Origin of the sequence: Bradyrhizobium sp. CSA112, from assembly GCF_029051645.1 — a bacterium.
Lineage (GTDB): Bacteria > Pseudomonadota > Alphaproteobacteria > Rhizobiales > Xanthobacteraceae > Bradyrhizobium.
The window spans coordinates 488,248-507,998 of sequence record NZ_JAACFS010000002.1 but is presented as its reverse complement, the minus strand read 5'-3'; the positions used below and the strand labels follow the sequence as shown (position 1 = coordinate 507,998).

The following is a 19,751-nucleotide window of genomic DNA, read 5'->3' as shown; positions in this document are numbered from 1 at the left end:
TGTGAAAGTGCCAGCAGAGGTTGCCGGCACGCATGACCCCTTCCAATACTTCGAACGTCTTGCCTGAAATCGCCGCCGCCGAGCGTCTGCGGCAACATCTGCAGGAAATCGCTGATGAGCGCGACAGAGCCCATCGCGCTCTGCAGGAACGCGAAGCGGAGCTGGCGCGGATCCAGCGCATCGCCGGCGTCGGCGGTCTCGAGATCGATTTCCGTGACGGCGTCAAGAACCGCCGCTCCCCCGAATATCTCCTGGTTCACGGCTTGCCGCCCGAGGCGGCCAACGAAACCTATGAGGAATGGGTCAGCCGAATCCATCCCGAGGATCGCGAGCGAACAGTCCAGCATTTGTTCGGTGTGCTGAAGAGCGAGAGCGAGGACTATTCGGCCGAATACCGCATCGTGCGGCCCAATGACGGCACGACCCGCTGGATCCGCGTCGTCGCCAAGATCGAGCGCGACCATGATGGCCGCGCGCTGCGCCTGGTCGGCGCGGATTGCGACGTCACCGCTCAAATGCTGGCGCAAGAAACCTTGCGCGAAAGCGAGGAGCGCTTTCGCCTGATCGCCAACAGCGCGCCGGTGCCGATCTGGGTTACCAAGCTCGATCGCACGCGCTCCTTCGCCAACCAGGCCTATCTCGATTTTCTCGGGCTACCGTTCGAGGAAGCTATCGTGTTCGACTGGCGCAAGCGGCTGCATCCTGACGACCAGCAGCGCGTCGTGCAGGAGTCGATCGCCGGCGAGGCCTCGCTCAAGCCGTTCGTGCTGGAGGCTCGCTACCAGCGCGCCGACGGCGAATGGCGATGGCTGCGGTCGGAATCCCAGCCGCGCTGGGATGCGACCGGCAATCATGTCGGCTTCATCGGCGTCGCCCACGACATCACGTCAGCCAAGCAGGCCGAGCGCGATTTGCGCCGGCTGAACGAAATCCTCGAAATGCGGATCACCGAGCGAACGGCGCAGCTCGAATCCAGCGAGGCCCAGATGCGGGCGATCTTCGAGACCAGCCACCAGTATCAGGGGCTGCTCAACGCGCACGGCGACGTTTTGCATTCGAACAGCACCTCGCTCGCCGGCATCGGCGCAAATGCCAGCGAGGTGATCGGCAAGCCGTACTGGGAAACGCCGTGGTTTACGGGCACCGAAGGCATGCGGGACGCCGTCCGCGACGCCTTCATCGCCGTGATGCGGGGCGAAGAAATCCAGACCGAGATGCGGCTGCAGCTTCCGATCGGCGAGCGCTATTTCGACTTTGCGATGCGCCCGCTGCGCGATCAGCACGGCGCGATCATCGGCGCTGTGCCGGAGGCGATCGACACCACCGAGCGGCGCCAGGGCGAGGAAGCGCTGCGCCAGTCGCAGAAGATGGAAGCGGTCGGACAATTGACCGGCGGCGTGGCGCACGATTTCAACAATCTCCTGACCATCATCCGGTCCGCGACCGACTTCCTGCGCCGCCGCGAGCTGCCGGAAGAGCGGCGCCGGCGCTACATCGACGCGATTGCCGAGACGGTGGAGCGCGCCTCAAAGCTGACCGGGCAATTGCTGGCGTTCGCCCGCAGGCAGCCTTTGAAGCCGCAGGTGTTCAATGTCGGCACCCAGGTCGAGGCGGTGGCGCAACTGATCCGCCCCCTCGTCGGCGCCCGGATCAGGATCGACCTCGACATCGCCGATCTCAACTGTTTTGCGATCGCCGACGTCGCGCAGTTCGAGACCGCGCTGATGAATCTCGCCGTCAACAGCCGCGATGCCATGGACAGCGAGGGCCGGCTGACCATCCGCGTCCGCAAGGTGGATGCCATTCCGCCGCTGCGCGCCCAGTCCGCCCGTAGCGGCGACTTCGTCGCCGTTACCGTGACCGACACCGGCACCGGCATCGAGCCTGCCCTGCTCGAGACGATCTTCGAACCGTTCTTCACCACCAAGGAGGTCGGCAAGGGCACCGGCCTCGGCCTCAGCCAGGCGTTCGGCTTTGCCAAACAGTCCGACGGCGACATCGCGGTTGCGAGCGAACCCGGCCGGGGCGCGACGTTCACGATCTACCTGCCGCAGGCCGCGGTGCCGGCCGATGCCGTCGAGGCGGCTGCGACCGGCAGCGAGCCCGCCGCGCGCGGCCGCGGTTACCGCGTCCTCGTGGTCGAGGACAATGACGACGTCGGACAGTTCTCCACCGAGCTGTTGGAAGATCTCGGATACACCGTCCGCCGCGTCGCCAGCGCGGATGCCGCACTCGCGATCCTTGCGGAGGACGAGTTTTCCGCCGACCTGGTGTTTTCCGACGTCATTATGCCCGGGATGAACGGCGTCGAGCTCGCCGGCATCGTGCGCGAGCGCTATCCCGGCCTGCCCGTGGTGCTGACCAGCGGCTACAGCAACGTGCTGGCGGAGAGCGCCCACCGCGGCTTTGAGCTGATCCAGAAACCCTATTCGGTGGAGTTGCTGTCGCGGATTCTCAGGAAGGCGATTTCCGAGGCGCGCCCACAGCAGGCCTGAAGCAACCTGGTCTCAAACCTTATGCCGCGGCCTCGACGCCGGCCTTTCCCGATGCCAGCAACGCGCGGACTTCCTGCGCCGGACGCGCCGCGCTGAACAGGTAGCCCTGCATCTGCGTGCATCCGAGATCCTGCACGGTCTCGCGCTGCTGCAGGGTCTCGACGCCTTCCGCCGTCGTGATCATGTTGCGGTCGGCGGCGATGCTGACCACCGCGCGGATGATCGAGGCCGACGAGGAATTGCGCGTCACTTCCTTGACGAAGGAGCGGTCGATCTTGATCTTGTCGAACGGGAAGCGCTGCAGATATTGCAGCGAGGAATAGCCGGTGCCGAAATCGTCGAGCGCGATGTGAATGCCAAGCGCGCGAAGCTGGTTCAGCGTCGCCAGCGCAGCATCGTCGTCCGCGATCAGGACGGCTTCGGTGATCTCCAGCTCCAGCCGGCGCGGGTCGAGCCCGGCCTCGTTGAGCGCTGCCGCCACTTTCAGCGACAGCGTTTCCGACCGGAACTGGATCGGCGAGACGTTGACGGCGATGCGGACATGGTCCGGCCAGCTCGCAGCTTCCGCACAGGCGGTACGCAACACCCACTGCCCGATCTCCTCGATCAGGCCGGTTTCCTCGGCGACCGGCACGAAGTCGGCGGGCGAGACCACGCCGCGCACCGGATGCCGCCAGCGCAATAGCGCCTCGCAGCCGGTGACGCGATCGCTGTGCAGATCGACCTGCGGCTGATAGTGCAGCTCGAAGCCGCCCTGCGCCAGTGCCTCGCGCAAGTCCGCCTCCAGCTCGCGGCGATGGTTGGCCTGCTGCTCCATGCTGGGATCGAAGAAGCGATAGGTCCTGCGGCCGGCCGCCTTCGCCGCATACATGGCGAGATCGGCGTTCTTCAGAAGATCGAACAGGTCCGAGCCGTCGCGCGGGGCGATCGCGATGCCGATGCTGGCGTCGCTGGAGAGTTGATGGTCATGGCAATTGAACGGGGTACGCAGCGCCTGATAGATCCGCGCGACCAGCGCGCGAACATCCTCGGCGCTCGCGATGCCGTTCTGCAGGATGGCGAATTCATCCCCGCCAAGCCGCGCGATGAAATCTTCAGGGCCAACCGACTGGCGGAGCCGCTCCGCTACGCCCTTCAGGAACTCGTCGCCGATCAGATGTCCCAGTGTGTCGTTGATGCGCTTGAACTCGTCGATGTCGATATAGAGGATCGCGAACTCCTGCCCCTCGGTCTCCAGCAGCAATCCCTCCGCGTGGCGCTGGAACAGCGCCCGGTTCGGCAGATTGGTCAGCGCGTCGTAATGGGCGAGATGTTCGATCCTGGCCTGGTCGCGCCGCCCCTCGGTGACGTCTTCCAGCGTCGCGGCCCAGCCGCCGTCCGCCGATCGCTTGAAGATCAGCCGGATCGTGCGCCCATCGGGTGTCGAGGTTATGGCATCCTGAACGAGGCTGCCACTGGGGTCGAGAAACCGGGCGCAATAGGCGTCGACGTCGCCGACAAAGGAGCCGCGTTCCTGGCGGTGCTGGATCAGGTCGCGCAGATGACAGCCGGGTTTGACCACCTCGGGCGAGAGCCCGAACATGTCGATATAGCGCCGGTTGCAGATCACCAGATGGCCCGAGGCATCGAACAGCAAGAGGCCCTGCGTCATGTTGTTGATGGCGGTGTCGAGATGCTGGCTCTTCTCCGAAAGCTTGCGCTGCGCGGCGGCGTGCTGGCGGCGTAGCTGGCGCACGATCAGGAACACCATGACGATCACGACGACGATCGCCAACGCCGCTGCAAAAAATTGCAGCCTGGTCTGCGCCCGCCAGTCGGCGAGTGCGGTCTCCGTCCTGGTGGTCGCGACGATGAGGATCGGAAAGTGCGTCAGCGACTTCACCGCGCCGACCTTGTCTTGCGACAATCTCGCGCTGGTGAAGCGTCCCGAAATATTGCCGTCCAGCACCAGCGCATGCTGAAATGCGGCCGTATTGGCGACGTTGTGGCCGATCAGCGCGTCGTCCTTGGGATAGCGGGCGATGATGGTGCCGTCGCGGTGAATCATCGAAATCGCGGTGTCGCGGTCCAGGGCCAGCGATGCAACGAAGTCTTCGAAGTGGGAAGGTTCAACGCCGCGGACGGCAAAGCCGATGATCTCGCCCTGGCGGCCGGTGATCTTTCGCGCAAAGACCGTCGTCCAGACCTTGGTCACCTTGCTCACGACCGGCTCGACGATCACGCCGGGCGTCGGCTTGCCCGACATGAACTCCTGGAAGTAGCGCCGGTCGGTGATGGTCTTGTCCGCCACCGGCCACATCTCGGACGAATTGATCAGCCAGCCCTTGGCGCTCCAGAGATTCAGGGCGCCGACATGCGGCAACACCGAGAGCTTCGCGCGCAGCATCTCGTGCGCGCTCAATGTCGACATCTTGCTTTCGAAGTCGTCGGCGGTGTGGACCCCGTCCGCCCGCAGGCCGGTCACGACGTCTTCCTGGACATGCTGGAGGTCCAGCAATTGCTGGTCGAAATGCCGCGACAGCAGCAGCGCGCTGTTATTGAGTTCGCGCTCGGCGACTTCCAGCGCCCGCTCGCGGTATTGCATGGCGAAATAGCCGGTGCCGAGCGTGATCGCGAGCACGAGCCCTGCGGCGCTCAGGATCAGCCACTGGATCGCGCCCAGCCGGATCCGCCACGGCAGGCCGGCACCAAAACGAGGCCGGCTCTCCGCGATGACGTCTTGCGATGAATTGTTCAGCATTTTCGCTGCCCCCACAGGCGCTTGTTGTAGGGAACACAATCCAAAAGGACGTTAGCAAAGTGAGTTATCGCAAGGTTAAGGTATCAGCGGAATCAGGCGGTTTCCGCCATCTCATCTTCCCTGAGGCTGCACTCGATTAGCGCCCCGTCGATCGTGAACTTCGAAAACAGCGAGGCCGGCGTCGAAGCCTGCAGCGCCGCGAAGTATTGCGAATCTCCCGGGCTCTTCAGGAAGAAGCGGATATGGCTTGCCGACATCGTATCTCGCGACAGCCACACGATGCCGGAGAATAGCGCCACCATCATCTGGGCGTACTGGCTGGCCTCTGCGATCCCCAATTCGTAAACCGGCGACACGACGACGAAGCGCGCGCGCAGGATGGGCGACGGAAACTTGCTCATCATCAGGCGGCTGACCTGGCAGGCCGCATGAATCCGTTCACCGTCGGAAAGGCAGTACAGGCTGGGATGGTCGCCTTCCTTGGTCAGCCCGTCATAGGTCGTGAAGCTTCCCGTCGAAAAGGTCGAAAAGTCCTCGCCGACGCTTTCGGCGTCTTTCTTCCACTGGCCCTTGATCGACCGCCAGGACCTGTCCGGCTCTTTCATCGGCAGAAGGCGCATGACTAACCAGGGGTTAATGCAGAAGTTGATGCCGGTATTTTACGGGCAGCCGCTAAACGTTTGCTTACGCTGGCGCTCGCCGCGCAAATATTTGTTCGGCCTCGTAAAACTACTACCCTGACGAGCGTTCTGCCGCGGCGTTTCCTCGCAATATCGGCTTCGGTGCGGTCAGTGGAACGCATGGAGCGAAGCGATTACAGGAACGATCGGGCCCGCTCCGGGTTTGCCCATATCGGCGTTTCCTTCCCCCGCAACGTCGAACTCGAGCCCCGCGGAACCGATGGACGGGGTTGGCGGGGCTCTTTTTATTCCGGCTGCGACAAGGGAAGCCGCGTGGCGCCTCAGCCGCGCTCGGCGCCAAGATCGATCAGGGCAATCCCGAGCTCCGCCCGCTTCTTTCGTCGCAGCGTTGCGGGGACTTCGGTCAAGACAACTTCGAGCGTCGGCCTCACCGTGCCCGCCAGCAAATGGCCGCCGCGGGTCGAGCCGTCGGCGAGCCCCAGCACAATGTGGACGTGAAGGCTGGGCTTGCCGTCATCGCCGACGGCGACATCCCCGATCGCACTGAGAACCTCGCATTGTTCATTGACCTCGATCTTCCGGTAGCTCTTCGAAGCAATGTCGAACCAGCCGACGGTAGCACGTTCGAAGGCACCGATCGCTGTCAACGAGGCCGCGGAAATTCCGGATTCATTGGCAAAGCGAGTGAGTGCTGCAAACGCCTCCTCGCCCGCATCAAGAATGATGACGTGAACCTGCGACTGCTCGTCAACGCCGACGCGCTTGCTCTTCATGGCTGACCTCGCAATTGCCGTTCAGGCCGCGATACGTCTGCAACTCAGGTTGCGCCGGCCTTCTTGGGCCGGTCGCGCAGCACTCCCCGGTCAATCGGCACCGATATACATCGTTCCCCGAACGGGCCGCCTCGCAGCGGAACATGTAACCGAAACTTAAACTTCACATCCGTTTGAAATGACCGGATCACAATACCGGAACGGTGCCTATCGCTATTCGTTGGCTCCAAAGTCACTGCAAGCCACTACAACGGAGGCAACTTATGAACTGGAAGCTCCTGACAGCAGCGGCTGTTCTTTCCACTGCGGTCGCAGCGCCGGCATTGGCGCAGGATGCTCACGGACGGTCAGATGCCATCCGTCAGCCGCAAACCCAGGACCGCGTCTATAACAGACACAGCGGATTCTGGCCGGGTGAAGTAGCCGCGGGCGTGGTCGGCGGCGCGATCGGAACGGCCGGCGCCATCGCCACCGCTCCATTCCGAAACGACGTCTACGCCTATAACTATGGCCGCCGCTACTATGGTGGCTACAACAGCGGTTTCGTCTGTCAGCCTGGCACGACGTTCATAGGCCAGGACGGCCGACGTCACATCTGTCAGTAACGAGAACGTATGCGAGACCTGAGAGAGGCGGCACGGCCGCCTCTTTTCTTGTCTGCGGAGCTGGATCCCCTGTCTGCAGTCAGCTAGCTGACCCCGCGCGCTTGGGGGCGGTCTCCCCCTTCTTTCGCTTCTTTCCCGGCGGATCGCCGCCTCGGTCCACTCTGCTCACCCGCTGGGCGCGCTCCTTGTCCCGAGGCTGCTCTTGTCCGCGTTCATCGCGGACGATGCCTTGGTCATAGCGATCGTCATGGCGCTTACCGGTCGATCCCGGCTCCGTCGCTTCGCGCTGCTGCTCCTTGGCTTCCTGCACCAGCCGCTCATCGCCGAGCATTTGCCCGATGATCTGTTTGGTCTGGGCTTCGGCCTTCTGTTGGAACTTGCTCATGGCTAGCCTCCTGGCAATGAGAACGGCGCCGGGGCCCCGATGTTTCCTCCATCCGACCCCAACTTGTGGGCGCTAGCCGACCCATCGCCGGCCCTTGAGGCGGGTTCCACACGACCGTCCCCTCTTGATGCTATCCCGCGCGGCTGCTGCAGTTATGCCTGCGATACTCGGCCGGCGTGACATTCATGTACCGGCGAAAGACCCGGTTGAGATGGCTCTGATCGGAAAAGCCGCTCAGAAGCGCGATTTCCTTGAGCGCCAGGCGGTCTTTACGCAGGTGCTGGCACGCACGTTCCACCTTGCGTTTCAAGACATAGGCATGCGGCCGGGTTGCGTAATGCGATTGGAATTTGCGCGCAAACTGAACCGGCGTGCAGCTGCATATGTTGGCCAATTCCTCGAGCGTGATGTTCCGGAAGATGTTTTGCTCGATGTAGTCCTCGATCAACCGCGCATGGGCCGGCCTGAAACGTCCCTGCGAACGCGGCAACTTGAACTGGACGGAGGCGTATTTTCGCAGGATATGCACGCTGGCCTGAAGTGCAAGCGCATCATAGCAGAGCCGCCCGCCCGGCCCTCCAGCGGCCACCTCCTGAATCATCTGATCGCTGATCCAGGCCAATACCGGATCCTCTGCGCGCACCAAATCATGGAGTTCAACCCGCTCCGCGTCGCGGTCGAAAGCCTCGCTTGCCGTCTTCATCATGAGCGCGGGCGAGATATAAAAATGAGACACTTCGATATCGTGCCGCCAGAGCCAGTTCGAAGGCTCCGCGCGCGTTAGCAACGTCGTCACGCCTCGACCGACGTGATCCTGCTTCCATGGACCGGTTACGCGGCGGTTCATGGATGTCGCGCCTTCCCGGTAATTGACGATCAGGAAATTCTCCGACGGAGGGACCGAGATTTCGGATGGGGCGTAGCGGAACACCCGCATTCGAAATTCCGGCATTCCCGTCGCCATGCTGTCCAGCTTGAGCTCGCCACCGGCGTATTGCGGGAGCTCCTCCACCGTGATCAACCGGCCCATCGCGCACCTCCCGCGTCTGGAAGTCTTGGGGCGGTTGACCGCTCTATATTCTCTGGCCAGACGGCAGCGGCGAGCATAAGGCCGTTTCGCAGTTTGCCAAGGGCCAATGCGAAAACGCCGTGCGATGCCAGCATTTTCGTTCAAAAGAATGCGCAATTCATCCAAGCCGGGAGCACTGGGCTGCGACTAGCTTCCTCATCCGACACGGCAAGCAGCACCGGCAAGCCAGAAGAGACGCAAGGATCGAGCGTCCCGCCGCCTGTACTGCCGTGAACGATACCGCGACGTGTGCGCCGTCCGTCTCGCGACGGGCGAACGAAGTCGCATGTCTTCAGCAAAAACGCCAAATGGAGGGAAGCATGAGCCAAGCAGCAACAGAGAAAGGGAGAGGCAACGGGGCGCAGAAGACGGCGAGCTTCGATGCCGTGGTCGTCGGAGCCGGTGTCGCCGGGCTTTATCAATTGTATCGCCTGCGCGAGCAGGGATTAAACGTGCAAGTGATCGACGCCGCTTCCGGCGTCGGCGGCACGTGGTACTGGAATCGCTACCCTGGCGCGCGTTTCGATTCAGAAGCCTATATTTATCAGTACCTGTTCTCCGAACAGCTCTACAAGGGATGGAGTTGGAGCGAGAAATTCCCCGGTCAGCCCGAAATCGAGCGTTGGCTGAATTACGTCGCCGACCAGCTCGACCTCCGCAAGGATATTCAGTTCAACACCACCGTCGAGCGCGCGCATTTCGACGAGATGGCGAAGCGCTGGACGGTGGTGACCGACAACGGCGATACGATCCACGCCCAGTTCCTGATCACCTGCTGCGGCATGCTTTCGGCACCGCTGACATCGAGGTTTCCGGGGCAAGAGACATTCAAGGGTCAGTTATTCCATACGGCCCGCTGGCCTAAGGAAGGCGTCAATTTTGCGGGTAAGCGCATCGGCGTGGTGGGTAACGGGGCGACCGGCATCCAGGTCATCCAGACGATCGCCGCCGACGCCGGCCATCTGAAGGTCTTCATCCGCACGCCGCAATACATCATCCCGATGAAAAATCCCAAATACACCGCCGCTGATGTCGATGCCTACAAGGCGAAGTTCGAGTTCTTCACCAAGCAGCTACCCAGTACGTTCACGGGTTTTGAGTATGATTTCGAACATGCCTGGGCCGATCTCACACCCGATCGGCGCCGCGAGGTGCTGGAAGACTGCTGGAACGACGGTTCTCTGAAGCTATGGCTCGCCTCCTTTGGCGAGATGTTCTTCGACGAGGAGGTCAACCGCCAAATATCTGAATTCGTGCGCGAGAAGATGCGCGAGCGGCTGCAGGATTCGAAGCTGTGCGAACTGCTGATTCCAGCCGCGACCGACTACGGCTTCGGAACGCACCGCGTGCCGCTGGAACAGAATTTTCTGGAAACCTTCCATCGTTCCAATGTCGAAATCGTCAGCGTCAAGAGCAATCCGATCGAGCGCGTGACCCCTGACGGGCTGCAGACGGCGGACGGGACGATCCACAAGCTCGATGTCATCATTCTGGCAACCGGGTTCGACGCCGGAACAGGCGCGCTGACGCGCATCGACATCCGCGGTCGCGATGGCAGGGCATTGAAGGACGATTGGAGCACGGATATCCGCACCACCATGGGCCTGCAAATTCACGGCTATCCGAACCTGTTCACGACGGCCGTGCCGCTCGCTCCGTCGGCCGCCCTGTGCAACATGACAACCTGCCTCCAGAAGCAGGTCGAGTGGATCGACAACTGCATCAAGTATATGCGCAGCCGTAATCTGGAAGTCATCGAGCCGACAAAGGATGCCGAAGACCAATGGGTGGCGCATCACGACGAGACCGCGAGTGCGACACTCATCGCCAAAACTAACTCCTGGTATCTCGGCTCGAATGTCGAGGGCAAGCCGCGCCGGGTGCTGTCCTACACCGGCGGTGTAGGCACCTATCACGGGAAATGCGACGAGGTCGCAGCAGGCGGCTACCGCGGCTTCGCCATGCATTGAGCGTGGCGCCGCCAAGGCCTCGTGACAAGCCCCGTGACAACGATCCTGTCGCGCGCGACCGCAGCGGTCGCGTGCGCGATGGGCAGCGATCGAGAGCATTCATTACATAAAGGGAGGAAGACAATGAGTACTGGTTTCAATGCGTCGGCAAACGCCGTTCTCGATGGGGTCGTTGCGTCAAACCCGCGCGTCCCCGGTGTGGTCGCGATGGTCACAGACCGTCATCGCAATATCTACGAAGGCGCAGCCGGCAAGCGTCGTCTCGATCAGGCGGCAGAAATGACGACGGACAGCGCGTTCGCCATCTTCTCGACGACCAAAGCGATTACCGGCACCGCGATCCTGCAGCTCGTGGAACAGGGCAAGCTCGATCTCGACGCGCCGGCCAGGACCTACGCGCCCGACATCGGCAAGCTGCAGGTGATCGAGGGCTTCGACGCCAAGGGCGAACCGAGATTACGCCCCCCGAAGCGCGATGTGACCACGCGCATGCTGATGACACACACCGCGGGCTTTGGTTACGATTTCTTCAGTCATACCTATAATCGACTGGCGCAGGAGAAGGGTCAGCCCAGCGTCATCACGTCTTCCAAGGCATCGCTGATGACGCCGCTTCTGTTCGATCCGGGCGACAAATGGGAATACGGAACCAATCTCGACTGGTGCGGCCAGATCGTCGAGGCCATTACCGGAAAACGGCTCGGCGAGGTGTTCAAGACGCGCATTTTCGAGCCCCTCGGGATGAATGACACGAGCTTCGACCTCACGGATGCGATGCGCAGCAAGCTCGCCGGGGTTCATGCAAGAGGCTCCGATGGCTCGCTCACGCCGATGGACTTCGAGCTTCCCGCCAATCCCGAAGTTCACATGGGCGGCCATGGCCTTTACGCCACCGTCGGCGATTACATGCGCTTCATCCGCATGTGGCTTAACGATGGTGCGGGCGACAATGGCCGCGTGCTGAAGCCCGAGACCGTGCGCATGGCGGCGCAAAACCACCTGGGCGACAGGAAGGTGACCGCGCTTCCCGGAGTCATTCCCTCGCTGTCCAATGACGCGGAGTTCTTCCCGGGCCAGTCGAAGTCGTGGGCGCTGACGTTCATGATCAACGACGAACAGGCCCCGACAGGACGTCCAGCCGGGGCTCTCGGTTGGGCCGGCCTCGCCAATCTCTTCTACTGGATCGACCGGGCGAACGGGTTCGGTGGATTCTGGGCCACACAAATTCTGCCCTTCGGCGATCCGGCTTCGTTCGTCGGCTACTTGAACTTCGAAACGGCGTTCTACGACAGCCTGAAGCTACGAAAGGCAGGCTAGAATTCGTTCGGCTTGAAATTTTCGCTTAGTGGTGCGGCCTCCCGCTTCCGGATCGAAGTCGGACGTTTGCGACTTCGATCGCCGGGGATGCCGCATCCCCCAAACACGAATGATCTTGGCGAATGGGCCCATCAGTTCCTAGCTCATGGCACGAGTTCGCTTTGCGCACCTGATCGGACATTAATTCGTCTAAGGTTGTCGCCATAGACCCGCAAAGTGGTCGGCGGGCTTACCATCTCCGCCCATCAGGAATAAGATGAGCCGACGTCCACGGGCGTTCGTGCCCTTAGGCGGGCCGGCTCGATATTGTGGCCACTCTCCGTCACGCCCGTTGGCAACAAACTTGAGGTCTGCCCAGCGATCGACACGACGAATTCCATGACCGAATCCGAGCGTTTGGAAGGTGTTCCTGGCCGCTACTGGCACCGGCTTGAAGACGGGCGCATCCAGTGCGATGTCTGCCCGCGCTATTGCAGGCTTAACGAAGGCCAGCGCGGCCTGTGCTTCGTGCGCGGCCGGCAGGACGACCGGATCGTGCTCACGACCTACGGCCGATCCTCGGGGTTCTGTGTCGATCCAATCGAGAAGAAGCCACTGAACCACTATCTGCCCGGAACTCCCGTGTTGTCGTTCGGTACCGCCGGGTGCAACCTGACCTGCAAATTCTGCCAGAACTGGGACATCTCCAAAGCGCGAGAACTCGACCGGCTCCAGGACGCAGCCTCACCGGAAGACATTGTCGAGGCTGCGATTGCCACGGGCTCGCGTTCCATCGCCTACACCTACAATGACCCCGTCATCTTCCTCGAATATGCCGTGGACGTTGCAAAGGTGGCGCGCCGGCGCGGGATCAAGAACGTGGCGGTCACAGCGGGCTACATTGACGCGGCGGCGCGGGAGGAGCTTTACACCTTCATGGACGCCGCCAATGTCGACCTTAAGGCGTTCACCGAGGCGTTCTACAACCGGCTGTGCACGGGGCGTCTCGGTGCCGTGCTCGAGACGCTCGAGTATCTGAAGAACAAGACGAAGGTCTGGTTCGAGATCACAACGCTGCTGATCCCGGGTCACAATGACAGCCCGGAGGAGGTGAAAAAGCTGAGCGAATGGGTGATGACAAAGCTAGGACCTGACGTGCCCTTGCATTTCACCGCCTTCCACCCTGACTACAAGATGCTGGATCTGCCCGATACGCCGGCCTTCACGCTAACGACGGCTCGCGATATCGCGCGCAAGGTCGGGCTGCATTTCGTCTACACCGGCAATGTCCATGATGAGCGCGGCCAAAGTACGTACTGCCCGGGCTGCGGTGAGCGGATCATCGGCCGAGATTGGTATGACATCACCACTTGGCGGCTCTCAGGGAACGGCCGATGCGGTATTTGCTCCACCGCAATCCCTGGCTTGTTCGAGGCGCACCCGGGCAACTGGGGGCAGCGGCGCGTCCCGATCCGGATCGGCAGCTTGGAATGCTCGTGAATGAGGATGATGGCGACGGCGAGGCGCCTCGCTGCTGCATCGCGCACAAAGAGGATCGGACTCTTCACATGACCTGTTGAAAGAAATGCCTGGTGTAGCTGTGTATCTACGTTGGATCCGCCGGATCGGCGCGCCGCTCATCGCTTTTGTTTTGACCGTTGTGCCCTCGGTTTCGACGGTGCACGCCGTTGAGGATACTCGCAAGGTGAGCGTGGTGTCCTTCGGCCTTTTCGGCGATCAGGGCGTGTTTAGAAGCGAGGCGGCCGGCGCAGCACGGGTCGTAGCGGACCGTTTCGGGGGTGCCCCGATCAACGTGCAATACAATTCGAAGAAAGGCGGAGGTGCCACGATCGAAGGCCTGGCCATGTCCTTGCAAGCGGCGGCCAACGGGATGGACGCCGACAACGACATTCTGTTTTTGATTCTCACCTCGCACGGCTCCCGCACCGGCCTTGCAGTCAAAGCGGGGCGGCTTACGCAAACGCTCACGCCGTCTAACCTCGCCTACATGCTGGCGCGGACTGGCATGCGATACAAGGTGGTGGTCATCTCGGCCTGCTATTCCGGGGTCTTTATCCCTCGTATCGCGACCCCCGATACGCTGGTCATCACCGCGGCCGATGCCGACCATCCATCGTTCGGCTGCCGGGACAAAGCCAAATGGACCTATTTCGGCAACGCCTTTTTCAATATAGCACTCCGGCAAGCCAAGAGTCTGAAGGACGCCTTTGTTGTTGCGCGCTCGCTCGTCAGAAAGCGAGAAGTGCGCGAGCGCTTCGAGCCGTCGAATCCCCTAATGGCAGGCGGCGAAAACGTGCAGCCGTTGCTCATTTCGCGTCCTTGAAACAACCCCGCCGCATGTATCCGACTATCTGACTATCCGATGAGCCATAGCCCCTTGTGGATGTCGAATTTCACCAGACCCTCGTCGCGCATCTTCAGAAGCAGGGATTGGCAGGCTTCCTCATTCGGAAGATTAGCCCGCCGCATGAGTTGGTAGGCCTTGAGCGGCTTCTCGCGGAGCGCATTCAGGATATTCTCGATCTTTCAGCATGACTGGTCCTGCAATCCAAAATTGGCGTTCATGATAAACCGCTCAGGCCGCCATGACGAGTTTGATCTGGCCGTCTTCAAGGTTTCCCGCCGCGAGCGCGTCGCGTGCCATCTTTTCGATAACAGGCCAGTTTGCGAGAAGATATTTTTGGGCCAGCGCCTTCGTTGGCAGCTCGGTTTGGAGAATGCAGCACTGCCGCACGTTCCCGTTCGCGATCTGAAACGATACCGCCTGCGGCCCCTCGATGATCTCTTGTTCGCTGGGTTTGGCAGCAATCCGCATCCGTTAGGTCCTTTGTGATTTCTGATTGGGCCAAGCTGTCGGGATCGACATCAACCGCCGCGCCTTGGTCCGTTTCTTAAGTTTGCGAATGAGCGGCGAGCCGCTGGCGGCCAGTTAGGACTGATCGTCCTCGGCCTCTGGAGAGCGTTTCGGCCTGTCATCCGCGATTGGCTGCGTGTTGCGGACCGCCTCGGCCAGCATCAGACGCAACTCGTCCTTTGTCATCGGTGGTTGCCGCGTGGTCGACGATTTCCATTGTGCCATAAACATCTATATGGGGACGCCAGGGCAGGAATTAAACCCCACCGGAAATGTCCATTATTGACGCAAGCGCCACTGCGCGAAACGCGAATTTCACCAGCTATTTCAACGTGATTTGGGTGAGATGCGATGGACGCAGATGGCGCGCTAGACGTACGCGCTGTATGCTCGTGTGCAGTTTTGTTTGCGCAAATCGCACGCGAGACCGCGGGTGCAGCAAGCACCCGGTCTTCCCTGCGCCCTCTGAACAAGAGGGCGGGAAGTTTTCCAGCAAAACTCGCACAGATGACGTGGCGAGATCGCGAACACACATTCAGTCGTCATCGCCCGGCTTGACCGGGCGCCCAGTATGCCAGAGGCAGCAGTGATTGAACCGATAGGCCGCAGCGTACTGGATACCCCGCTTTCGCGGGGTATGACGGCAGAGGACAACGCAGGATCACCCAAACAAAAACGGCGGGCACTACCCCGCCGCCTCTAATTCAGTGATCGCCGAATGAACCTACAGCATCCCCATGTCCAGCATGCCCGGCAACTGCGCGAGCGGCAGAGCGGCGGCGCCGATCAGGGTTGCGACCAGCGCCGTGAGGCGGTGGTTGATGCGGCGCTTGCCGCGCATCTGGCTGGCAAGCCATTCCAGCACCTCGGTATCGATCTTGGCGGCCTGCGTCGGCGCCCAGCTCTCGATGTCGGTGTCGGGCGACAGCGCAACCGTGCGCGGCGGCACCGGCAGGCCGGACTCGGAGGCGGCATGATGGGCGACCGCCTTGGCCAGGAGATCATCGAAACGTCCATCGTCGGTGCGCTCGGTGGCGGCATCGCTGATTTCAAACAGCGCCTCGACTTCGGCCCGGCTCACCGGCTGATGGTCGACCGCGCTGACGGTCAGGATGCGCGCGCACCAGGCGGCGTCGTCGGCATCGAGCGCGCGGGAAAAATGGATGCGGCCCCTGGTGGTGGGGCCCTCGCCGGTGATCACGCCATCGCGCACAATGGTCAAGGCGTGCGCCGCGGTCCGGCGGCAGGACGGTTGCGGGACGTCAGACGTTTCGGCGGACGTGTCAGTGGCTTTGGCAGTAGGGGCGGGCATAGTTGCACTTCTCAGTTTCTTTTCTCAGATCCAGCATTTCCATACGGGGCATGAACGAGCGGTTAACGATTCGAAGCCCGCATTCCCTGATTTTTACATGGTTGCCAATTGGTCGCTGTGAGGTCGGTCACGGTTCACCAAAGCACTCAGGGGTGCAAAGCGGCCCGGCCTGATGCGGGCCATAAAAGGCAATATCGGGGCAGCGGCGGCAGAAAAGTGGAACAACCTTGAAAAGATCGAGGTCAAACAAAAGATGGCTCGGAAACATGACTGCGACCGATCAAATACGGAGCAAAGGTTCTTTTCGTCGCAGAGGCGCGGACCCAAAGAAGATGCTAGGAGTTCCGGGCTTAGCGAGAAGGATCTCACCTTTTGCGCCAACCGGTTCACTTAACCGCTTCAGACTCGTATAATCTTAAGACAAATTTCCCTGTAACTTGAATAACATGAGGTAAAACCATGGCACTCCCGATAGGCGCAACCGCCCCCGATTTCGAAGCAGAGACCACCGAAGGAAAGATCAAATTCCACGACTGGATCGGCAATAGCTGGGCGCTTTTGTTCTCGCACCCGAAGGATTTCACGCCGGTTTGCACCACCGAGCTCGGCGCGCTCGCGAAGTTGAAGCCGGAGTTCGACAAGCGCGGCGTCAAGCTGATGGGCCTCAGCGTCGATCCCGTCGACAGGCACGCGAAGTGGTCCGAGGACATCAAGGAGACGCAAGGTGCGGCGCCGAACTACCCGATGATCGGCGACATCGATTTCAACGTCTCCAAGCTTTACGAGATGCTGCCAGCTTCGACCTCGGGCGATCCCCTCACCCGCACCCCTGCGGACAACCAGACCGTCCGCAACGCGATCGTGATCGGCCCCGACAAGAAGATCAAGCTGACGATCGTCTATCCGATGACCACCGGCCGCAACTTCCAGGAGATCCTGCGCGCGATCGACTCGCTGCAGCTGACCGCAAAGCATCGTGTCGCGACACCGGCCGACTGGAAGCAGGGCGAGGACGTCATCATCGCGGGCTCCGTCAGCGACGACGAGGCGAAGACGATCTATCCGGCCGGCTGGAAGGCGCCGAAGCCCTACATACGGATCGTGCCGCAGCCGAAGTGACGGTTGCGATTGCGAAGCAATCGAAACCGTCATCCCGGAATGGTCCGGAAGGACCATATCCGGGATCTCGAGGTTCTCTGGTGCGCAATTGCGCACCAGAGTTCGATGCTTACGCATCGCCCCGGAACGACGAACTAAGCTTTCGGCACCACCCAATTCGCCACGAGCAATCCGGCGGTCGATGAGACCGCCGTCACCAACGCCCCCCAGACCACGTCGACGATCGCGACCTGCCAGCTCCAATGCTTGAGCAGCGCCAGCGAGGTCAGGTCGAAGGTCGCATAACAAAAAAAGCCGAACAGCGCGCCATAGAGCAGCGTCGACTGCCACGTCGCCCCTGCCCCGCCGCTCACAAAAATCACGATGCCGGCGACGTAGAGCAGATAGAACAGGATCGCCGGTGCGAGCTTGATCTCGCCCATGTTGCCGACCTCTGAGGTGAAGAAGTCCTTGGCGAGGACGCCGAGGAACAGAAAATCGGCGGGGACGATGACGAACAGCGTCACCAGATAGAGCACGGCGTATCGGTTCACGAAGGCCTCCAGCCCGCCAACGAGGGGCAATCATTCGCAGTATAAGCAAACTACGAATCCGGAGGCTTCAGGTTTCAGCGGCGACACGATGCGTCGCTGCGATGTCCCGATCAGGCCGCGCGAACGCGGTCGAGGAATTTTTCGACCTCGGCCTTCAGGTGCAGGCTCTCGCTCGAGAGATTCTGCGCGGAGGCAAACATTCGGCTCGACGTCTCGCCGGTCTCGTCGGCGCCCTGCGCGGCGTTGCGGATGTTGGCGGCAACGTCTGCCGTGCCGCTTGCCGCTGCGCGAACGCTCTGGGCGATGTTCTGCGTCGCGCCGCGCTGCTGCTCGACCGCCGCCGAGATCGAGGTCGCGATATCGCTGATGCGTTCGATGGTCTGGCCGATCGCCTTGATCGCGCTGACCGACTCTTCGGTCGCAAGCTGCATGTTGCCGATCTGGCTGGAGATCTCCTCCGTTGCCTTCGCGGTCTGGCCGGCGAGGCTCTTGACCTCCTGCGCCACCACGGCAAAGCCGCGGCCGGCATCGCCTGCCCGCGCCGCCTCGATGGTGGCGTTGAGCGCCAGCAAATTGGTCTGTTCGGCGATCGAGGTAATCAGCTTCACCACGTCGCCGATCCGGGCGCCGGCTTCAGACAATTCATTGATGCGCTGGTCGGTGGCGACGGCCTGCTTGACGGCATCGGCCGCGATCCCGTTCGATTCCTGCACCCGGCGGGTGATTTCGGCGATCGAGCTGGACAGCTCGTCGGAGGCGGCCGCTGCGGTGCGGACATGCTCGGAGGCGGTCTCGGAAGCGCCGGCCGATTTGCCGGAGAGCCCGGCGGTGGTCCGCGCGGTCTCGGTGAGCTGCCGCGCGACACGCTCGAATTCGCTGGAGGAGTTCAGCACCTTGTCGAGGATGCCGCCGACGCTGGTCTGGAACTCATCGACGAAGCCGCGCAGTTCAGCCTTGCGCTGCTCGGCGGCGGCAGCGGCAGCCGCGGTCTGCTCGTCGCGCATCCTTCGGCGCTCGACCGAGTTGTTCTTGAAGACCGCGACGGTCCGCGCAATCTCGCCGATCTCGTCCATTCGGTCGTGGTAGTCGACCTCAACCTCGGTGTTGCCGTTGGCGATGGCGGTAAGCGATCCCGTGACCGACGTCAGCGGCTTGGTCACGCGGCGCACCAGCACCATGGTCAGCATCATCACGAGCAGCGCAGCGATGCCGGCTGCGATCGCCATGTTCTGGATGGCGTGCGACAGCATGCTCTCGTAGTGCGCCATGGGAATGCCGACATAGAGAAGCCCGATCACCTTTCCGGCCGAATTCATGATCGGGTAGTACGCCGTCATGAACGTCTTGCCGAACAGCGTCGCGGGCCCTCGGTAGGCCTCGCCGCGGCGCACCACCGACTGTCCGGGGTGGTCGGCGGCGAGCTGGGTGCCGACGGCGCGGTCGCCGTTCTCCTTCTTGACGTTGGTGGTGCGGCGAATGAACTGGTTGCTGGCGTCGTCATAGACGAACAGCGTCGCGTTGCCGCCGGCATAGCCCACCGCCCGGTCGACGATCGCGTGATCCTTGAATTCGGGCATCTTGGGAATTTCGGCGCGGGCGACGGCCCCGTCCTTAATGGTGATCTTGGCGTCGCTGTAGGTCTCGGCGAACGCCAGGCCCAGCGTACGGAGGTTCACCTCGATGTCGCGGAGCGCCCGGTCACCGAATTCGGATGTCAGCGACCAATGGGCCGCTCCCACCACCAGCGCGGTATTGACCGCAATCAGAAGGATGGCAGAGATGACAGCCTTGGTGCCGAGCCGCAGCTTGAGCGCCGGCATGAATTTTCCAATGGATTGCGTGGTCATACGAGAAATCCCCCAGATCGCGCCCAATCTGACCCGTTTTGCTTACGATCGCCTTAATGGGCACAACCCAGGGAAAATATTGATAAGCCTG

At 61.8% G+C, this 19,751-nt stretch carries 16 protein-coding genes; 7 read left to right on the top strand and 9 right to left on the bottom strand.

Translation table 11 applies throughout. The annotated features are described in order from the left end of the window. Positions 1 to 20: 20 nt before the first annotated feature. Entirely contained in the window at positions 21 to 2,495 is a 2,475-nt protein-coding gene (locus GWE18_RS07390) for a PAS domain S-box protein (protein ID WP_275185103.1), read from the top strand. Positions 2,496 to 2,514: 19 nt separating this feature from the next. Here GWE18_RS07390 and GWE18_RS07385 read toward each other — a convergent pair whose 3' ends face one another. From GWE18_RS07385 to GWE18_RS07375, 3 genes are all read right to left on the bottom strand, one after another. Then, entirely contained in the window at positions 2,515 to 5,235 is a 2,721-nt protein-coding gene (locus tag GWE18_RS07385; protein WP_275185102.1) for an EAL domain-containing protein, read from the bottom strand. A 92-nt stretch (positions 5,236 to 5,327) separates the two neighbouring features. Next, entirely contained in the window at positions 5,328 to 5,855 is a 528-nt protein-coding gene (locus tag GWE18_RS07380) for a hypothetical protein (RefSeq protein ID WP_275185101.1), read from the bottom strand. 341 nt (positions 5,856 to 6,196) lie between these two features. Next, the gene (locus GWE18_RS07375) at positions 6,197 to 6,649 is read right to left on the bottom strand and encodes a PPC domain-containing DNA-binding protein (RefSeq protein ID WP_275185100.1); all 453 of its coding nucleotides are present in this window, start codon (positions 6,647 to 6,649) and stop codon (positions 6,197 to 6,199) included. Between the two features lie 263 nt (positions 6,650 to 6,912). Between GWE18_RS07375 and GWE18_RS07370 the strand changes: the two genes are divergently transcribed. After that, positions 6,913 to 7,254, top strand: a complete 342-nt coding sequence (locus GWE18_RS07370) for a hypothetical protein (RefSeq protein WP_275185099.1) — start codon at positions 6,913 to 6,915, stop codon at positions 7,252 to 7,254. Positions 7,255 to 7,333: 79 nt separating this feature from the next. Here GWE18_RS07370 and GWE18_RS07365 read toward each other — a convergent pair whose 3' ends face one another. Together GWE18_RS07365 and GWE18_RS07360 are read right to left on the bottom strand one after the other, a co-directional pair. Beyond that, positions 7,334 to 7,639 (bottom strand): hypothetical protein, encoded by a 306-nt coding sequence (locus GWE18_RS07365; RefSeq protein WP_275185098.1) that lies wholly within the window; start codon positions 7,637 to 7,639, stop codon positions 7,334 to 7,336. A 130-nt stretch (positions 7,640 to 7,769) separates the two neighbouring features. Continuing rightward, on the bottom strand, positions 7,770 to 8,669 hold the full coding sequence (locus GWE18_RS07360) for an AraC family transcriptional regulator (protein WP_275185097.1): 900 nt from the start codon (positions 8,667 to 8,669) through the stop codon (positions 7,770 to 7,772). Between the two features lie 359 nt (positions 8,670 to 9,028). Here GWE18_RS07360 and GWE18_RS07355 point away from each other — a divergent pair, with 359 nt between their 5' ends. The 4 genes from GWE18_RS07355 to GWE18_RS07340 all read left to right on the top strand — a co-directional run bounded on the left by GWE18_RS07355 (position 9,029) and on the right by GWE18_RS07340 (position 14,318). Beyond that, on the top strand, positions 9,029 to 10,678 hold the full coding sequence (locus GWE18_RS07355; protein WP_275185096.1) for an NAD(P)/FAD-dependent oxidoreductase: 1,650 nt from the start codon (positions 9,029 to 9,031) through the stop codon (positions 10,676 to 10,678). Positions 10,679 to 10,801: 123 nt separating this feature from the next. After that, on the top strand, positions 10,802 to 11,995 hold the full coding sequence (locus GWE18_RS07350) for a serine hydrolase domain-containing protein (RefSeq protein WP_275185095.1): 1,194 nt from the start codon (positions 10,802 to 10,804) through the stop codon (positions 11,993 to 11,995). A 378-nt stretch (positions 11,996 to 12,373) separates the two neighbouring features. After that, positions 12,374 to 13,474, top strand: a complete 1,101-nt coding sequence (amrS, locus tag GWE18_RS07345; RefSeq protein WP_275185094.1) for an AmmeMemoRadiSam system radical SAM enzyme — start codon at positions 12,374 to 12,376, stop codon at positions 13,472 to 13,474. A gap of 85 nt (positions 13,475 to 13,559) precedes the next feature. Then, on the top strand, positions 13,560 to 14,318 hold the full coding sequence (locus tag GWE18_RS07340) for a C13 family peptidase (protein WP_275185168.1): 759 nt from the start codon (positions 13,560 to 13,562) through the stop codon (positions 14,316 to 14,318). A gap of 252 nt (positions 14,319 to 14,570) precedes the next feature. Here the strand turns inward: GWE18_RS07340 and GWE18_RS07335 are convergent, their stop codons facing one another. Beyond that, positions 14,571 to 14,810, bottom strand: a complete 240-nt coding sequence (locus GWE18_RS07335; RefSeq protein ID WP_275185093.1) for a hypothetical protein — start codon at positions 14,808 to 14,810, stop codon at positions 14,571 to 14,573. 763 nt (positions 14,811 to 15,573) lie between these two features. Beyond that, on the bottom strand, positions 15,574 to 16,161 hold the full coding sequence (locus tag GWE18_RS07330; RefSeq protein WP_275185092.1) for a hypothetical protein: 588 nt from the start codon (positions 16,159 to 16,161) through the stop codon (positions 15,574 to 15,576). Between the two features lie 459 nt (positions 16,162 to 16,620). On the opposite strand from GWE18_RS07330, the gene GWE18_RS07325 reads away from it, so the two are divergent. Then, the gene (locus GWE18_RS07325) at positions 16,621 to 17,280 is read left to right on the top strand and encodes a peroxiredoxin (RefSeq protein ID WP_275185091.1); all 660 of its coding nucleotides are present in this window, start codon (positions 16,621 to 16,623) and stop codon (positions 17,278 to 17,280) included. A gap of 134 nt (positions 17,281 to 17,414) precedes the next feature. Here the strand turns inward: GWE18_RS07325 and GWE18_RS07320 are convergent, their stop codons facing one another. After that, positions 17,415 to 17,813 carry a DUF2177 family protein gene (locus tag GWE18_RS07320; RefSeq protein ID WP_275185090.1) on the bottom strand — a complete coding sequence of 133 codons (399 nt, stop codon included), beginning with the start codon at positions 17,811 to 17,813 and terminating at the stop codon, positions 17,415 to 17,417. A gap of 110 nt (positions 17,814 to 17,923) precedes the next feature. Continuing rightward, positions 17,924 to 19,660 (bottom strand): Cache 3/Cache 2 fusion domain-containing protein, encoded by a 1,737-nt coding sequence (locus GWE18_RS07315; RefSeq protein ID WP_275185089.1) that lies wholly within the window; start codon positions 19,658 to 19,660, stop codon positions 17,924 to 17,926. Between the last annotated feature and the right edge of the window lie 91 nt (positions 19,661 to 19,751).

Coding starts and splice junctions, on each gene's coding strand:
- GWE18_RS07375 (WP_275185100.1), bottom strand. CDS start 6,649: ATGAAGAGCAAGCGCGTCGGCGTTGACGAGCAGTCGCAGGTTCACGTC.
- GWE18_RS07330 (WP_275185092.1), bottom strand. CDS start 16,161: ATGCCCGCCCCTACTGCCAAAGCCACTGACACGTCCGCCGAAACGTCT.
- GWE18_RS07340 (WP_275185168.1), top strand. CDS start 13,560: ATGCCTGGTGTAGCTGTGTATCTACGTTGGATCCGCCGGATCGGCGCG.
- GWE18_RS07315 (WP_275185089.1), bottom strand. CDS start 19,660: ATGACCACGCAATCCATTGGAAAATTCATGCCGGCGCTCAAGCTGCGG.
- GWE18_RS07335 (WP_275185093.1), bottom strand. CDS start 14,810: ATGCGGATTGCTGCCAAACCCAGCGAACAAGAGATCATCGAGGGGCCG.
- GWE18_RS07370 (WP_275185099.1), top strand. CDS start 6,913: ATGAACTGGAAGCTCCTGACAGCAGCGGCTGTTCTTTCCACTGCGGTC.
- GWE18_RS07355 (WP_275185096.1), top strand. CDS start 9,029: ATGAGCCAAGCAGCAACAGAGAAAGGGAGAGGCAACGGGGCGCAGAAG.
- GWE18_RS07385 (WP_275185102.1), bottom strand. CDS start 5,235: ATGCTGAACAATTCATCGCAAGACGTCATCGCGGAGAGCCGGCCTCGT.
- amrS (WP_275185094.1), top strand. CDS start 12,374: ATGACCGAATCCGAGCGTTTGGAAGGTGTTCCTGGCCGCTACTGGCAC.
- GWE18_RS07360 (WP_275185097.1), bottom strand. CDS start 8,669: ATGGGCCGGTTGATCACGGTGGAGGAGCTCCCGCAATACGCCGGTGGC.
- GWE18_RS07380 (WP_275185101.1), bottom strand. CDS start 5,855: ATGCGCCTTCTGCCGATGAAAGAGCCGGACAGGTCCTGGCGGTCGATC.
- GWE18_RS07350 (WP_275185095.1), top strand. CDS start 10,802: ATGAGTACTGGTTTCAATGCGTCGGCAAACGCCGTTCTCGATGGGGTC.
- GWE18_RS07365 (WP_275185098.1), bottom strand. CDS start 7,639: ATGAGCAAGTTCCAACAGAAGGCCGAAGCCCAGACCAAACAGATCATC.
- GWE18_RS07325 (WP_275185091.1), top strand. CDS start 16,621: ATGGCACTCCCGATAGGCGCAACCGCCCCCGATTTCGAAGCAGAGACC.